This is a genomic window from Chitinophaga sp., from assembly GCF_035564935.1.
Taxonomy (GTDB): Bacteria; Bacteroidota; Bacteroidia; order Chitinophagales; family Chitinophagaceae; genus Chitinophaga.
Genome location: NZ_DATMTE010000185.1, coordinates 1 through 4400, shown reverse-complemented (window position 1 = coordinate 4400; position 4400 = coordinate 1). Strand labels below are relative to the sequence as shown.

Annotated in this window: 3 protein-coding genes; 1 reads left to right on the top strand and 2 read right to left on the bottom strand. The window is 50.0% G+C overall.

Annotated features, from left to right (window positions below):
* Positions 1 to 2739, top strand: a 2739-nt coding sequence (locus tag VN105_RS04865) for a glycoside hydrolase family 2 TIM barrel-domain containing protein (RefSeq protein ID WP_325638488.1), incomplete at its 5' end; no start/stop codon positions are given.
* Here the strand turns inward: VN105_RS04865 and VN105_RS04860 are convergent.
* On the bottom strand, positions 2731 to 3435 hold the full coding sequence (locus VN105_RS04860; RefSeq protein ID WP_325638486.1) for an NUDIX hydrolase: 705 nt from the start codon (positions 3433 to 3435) through the stop codon (positions 2731 to 2733). The two genes, VN105_RS04865 and VN105_RS04860, sit on opposite strands and share 9 nt — an antisense overlap.
* Before the next feature lie 83 nt (positions 3436 to 3518).
* The gene (locus VN105_RS04855; protein ID WP_325638484.1) at positions 3519 to 4181 is read right to left on the bottom strand and encodes an HAD family phosphatase; all 663 of its coding nucleotides are present in this window, start codon (positions 4179 to 4181) and stop codon (positions 3519 to 3521) included.
* Positions 4182 to 4400 lie beyond the last annotated feature (219 nt).

The window sequence follows — 4400 nt, the reverse complement described above, 5'->3', positions numbered from 1 at the left end:
GCACTGCTGCTCGTGGGTATGTTATGCCTGCACACAGCGTTCGCACAGGAAACCCGATACATCTACCTTTCAGGTACAGATAAAGACCATACCATTAACTGGGAGTTCCGTTGTTCCGGCGGACAGCGCAGTGGTAAATGGACCACTATTCCCGTTCCATCCAATTGGGAGCAACAGGGATTCGGCAGCTATAACTATGGGCACGACAAAGTTAAAGCCGATGAAGAAGGATTGTACCGCTACCGCTTCACAGCCCCGGATAACTGGCGTGAGCGGCAGGTGAATATTGTTTTTGATGGCGTAATGACCGATGCCGAAGTAAAAATAAATGGCCGGCTTGCCGGCGAAATACACCAGGGCGGCTTTTACCGGTTCAGGTACGATGTCAGCAAATTATTACGGAATGGCAGCAACCTCCTGGAAGTAAAGGTGAGCAAAATGTCGGCTAATGCAGGCGTAAACCGCGCGGAAAGGAATGGCGACTTCTGGATCCTGGGTGGCATTTACAGGCCCGTGTTCCTGGAAGTGAAGCCATTGATCCATATTAACCACCTGGCCATTAATGCTACTGCCAACGGGCTTTTCACTGCGCAGGTATCCACTACCCCATTGCCGAAGGGATATTCTCTCAGTGCACAGGTGCTAACTATGGCAGGGCAACCCGTTCAGCCCGCTGTAACCGTACCTTCCGCAGCCAATAACCCTGCCGCCTATACGTTGCAGCAGCAAACCGGTCATCCGGCCACCTGGAGTGCGGAGTTTCCCAACCGCTACCTGGCAGTAGTGGAAATTAAAAAAGGTAACCAAACCATACATCGCATATCCCAACCCTTTGGCTTCAGAACCATTGAAATAAGACCACGGGATGGCATATACGTAAATGGTACCAAAGTAATGCTGAAAGGCGTGAACCGCCACAGCGCATGGCCCGAAACAGGACGTACCCTCAGTAAAGATATCAGTATCCTGGATGTGAACCTGATGAAAGATATGAACATGAACGCCGTGCGCATGTCGCACTACCCACCGGATGAACACTTCCTGGACGTATGCGATTCCCTGGGCCTGTTTGTACTGGATGAACTCACCGGCTGGCAGGCAGCATACGACACAGTAGTAGGCCGTAAACTGGTGAAGGAACTGGTGGAACGCGATGTGAACCATCCTTCCATTATTGCATGGGACAACGGCAACGAAGGAGGCTTTAACCGCGCCCTGGATGGCGACTACCGCCTGTACGACCCACAGCAGCGCCCGGTATTGCATCCGTGGGAAAGATACAATGGTGTGGACACCAAACATTACCCCAACTTCAATTATATTGTTAATTCCAGCCTGTACGATCAGGACATTTATATGCCCACCGAATTTATGCATGGCCTCTATGATGGCGGCATGGGCGCGGGCCTGGCCGATTTCTGGGACCGCATGCTGCAGCATCCCCGCTGCGCCGGCGGCTTCCTGTGGGCGTTCAGCGACGAAGGACTGGTACGCACTGATAAAAACGGCATTATCGACACCGACGGCAACCATGCCCCGGATGGTATTGTAGGCCCCCACCGGGAAAAGGAAGGCAGCTTCTATACCATCCGCCAGATATGGTCGCCGGTACATATGTCCCTGCCCGTTATAACCCCTTCCACCTTCGATGGCCGTATATCGGTGGAGAACCGTTACGACTATACGCCATTGTCCCGGTGCCGGTTTACATGGCAGCTGCTGCGGTTTACATCTCCCGGAAAAAATAATAAAACAGATACCATTGCCTCCGGCCGGATCAATTCACCTGATCTGGCTCCCCATACCAAAGGCTTCCTGGAACTATCCCTTCCCAATGGCTGGCAGGATGCAGACGCTTTATATGTAAATGTGCAGGACAGCTACGGACGCAATATCCTTACCCGGAGCTGGCCGCTGCAGCCACCGTCCCGTGTGGTGCAACAGTTTCCGGCAATAACCGGCCGGCTGGATGTTGCCACCAATCATGATACCCTTTCGGTGAACAATGGTACAGGTACTTATTATTTCAGTCGCACCACGGGCCAGCTGTTACAGATCCGGACACCTAAAGGCAGCATATCACTAAGCGGAGGGCCGGTATTGGCAGGCGTTTCCCAGGAGCTGAAAGCATTCAGGTCCGGCACTGATTCCAGCGGCTATTTTATCGTTGCCCATTACGGGGGGAATGGTTTTCTTGAAGTAAAATGGACCTTTAAACCGGGCGTTCCGGTGCAACTGGACTACAGCTACAGCATTAAAGGCGCCACGCCTTACAGCGGCATTACTTTCCGCTACCCGGAAGAAAAAGTAACGGGGCTGTCGTGGATCGGTGAAGGACCCTACCGGGTGTGGAAAAACAGGTTACAGGGCCAACTGTTTGGCAGCTGGTATAAAGCCTATAACAATACGGTGACGGGCGAAAGCTGGGAATACCCGGAATTTAAAGGCTATCATGCCAATGTATACCAGGCCACGTTCCATACAAAAGAACAGGCATTTACCTTTTATACGGGGAATGAAGGTACCTTTTTACAGGTATTCCGGCCACAGGCGCCTGCAGGGGCGGCCAACAACAATACCGCGCCGGCCTTCCCGGATGGTGATATCGGCTTTCTGAGCGCTATTTCACCCATAGGCACTAAGTTCCAGGATGCCGCACAGATGGGGCCTGAAAGCCAGGAAAATGTAATGCTGAACTATACGCCAGTGAAGGGTACTATCTGGATCGGCTTACCGTAAGTTGCCGGGATCTGTTACAAAATTCAGGAAAGCATTGAATTTGGCGTTGTACTTACGCTTGTCCAGCTTAAAGTAAAAGGCGCCGCGCTTGGAGCTGAGCCTGTCTTTATCCTTTTGTTTGATCAGCAGGCCGGTAGACAATACCTTGCGGCTGAAATTACGTTTATCAAAAGTAACGTCGTACACCGCTTCATACAGCAGCTGTAACTGTGGAATGGTGAACTTCAGCGGCAGCAGTTCAAAAAGGATGGGATGTATAGCCGCTTTATAACGGAGCTTTTCCTGGGCCATCTTCACCATTTCGGTATGGTCAAAGATCAGGTCCGGCAGCTTGTCCAGTGCTATCCATTCTGCATGGTACTCATCGTTGATCTGCAGTTTGTACTGATTGATATCGATAAGGGAGAAGTAGGTGATGGAAACGGTACGCTCCACCGGGTCGCGGGCGGGTTCGCCAAAGGCAAAGAGCTGTTCCATATATACCCCTTCCAGGCCTGTGAGCTTATGTAGTATCCGTGCAGCGGCCGATTCAAAGCTTTCGTCGGCCTGCACAAATCCTCCCATCAGGCTCCATTTATTCTTCTGTGGTTCAAATCCGCGCTTGATCAGCAACAGCTTTAGTTCTTCCCCGTCGAAACCGAAAATGATGCAATCAACTGCCACCAGCATTCTTGATTGCCCTGAATAACGTGTCATACCAGCAATTATTTATATAAATATAACCCGGCAATTTATAATACGCTGCCGACATTAGGAAATTATATTGCAATATTCCTTGTTTATACGAACAATTGTTGCAACACCGGATCGGTATAATCAGCTACAAATGCCTTGATATTGTTATAAGCGGCAAACTCTTCCCGTGTATGCATGGTGGTTAATACAATGGTCTCCATACCTGCATTCAGTGCTGCTTCCACCCCTTTGGGCGCATCTTCAAATACAATACAACCACCGGGCGCTACGCCCAGCGCCTGTGCGCATTTGAGGAAAACTTCCGGATCCGGTTTGCTGGTGGTTACATCGTCGGCGCTCACAATGGCCTTCAGGTAGTGGCGGATATGCAGGTTATCAAGCACATAATTGATATTGAAAGTATTGGCTGCAGAGCCAATTGCCATCGGGATACCCGCAGCAGCGGCTTTCTCCAGGAAGGCCGGCAGCCCCGCAATCAGCTCCAGGTGGGGCCTGAAAGCCTCCTGGTACAATACTTCTTTCTCATGGGCAATCTCCTCCATCTGCTCAGCGGTAAAATGGTCTTTCCCGAAAACACGCACCAGCAGCTCTTCATTTTTGCCGTACATATGGCTTCTTACAATTTCCCTGGGAAGATTGGCGCCCAGCTTATTTAACATGTTAAACCAACCCTCCAGGTGATATTCCATGTCGTTGATCATAGTACCGTTCAAGTCAAACAGTAATGCTTTTTGCTGCAGCGTCATAATGCCTCTTTTTGTAAGGCGCAAAGATAGCGAATTACGCGGAGTTTGTCTGACTCAGGATTAAACTGATTACACTGATTACCCTGATTTAATTACTTTGGATTTTAAATGATTCGGGGAGATCTTAGCGGATACTTTCGCTTAAATCTCCCCCAAATCATTTTAAAATCATTACAAAATCAAATCAGGGTAATCAGTGTAATCAGTTTAATCCTGAGT

Bases quoted from the DNA above. Each gene is read 5' to 3' on its own strand.
- VN105_RS04860 (WP_325638486.1), bottom strand. From the start codon at position 3,435: ATGACACGTTATTCAGGGCAATCAAGAATGCTGGTGGCAGTTGATTGC.
- VN105_RS04855 (WP_325638484.1), bottom strand. From the start codon at position 4,181: ATGACGCTGCAGCAAAAAGCATTACTGTTTGACTTGAACGGTACTATG.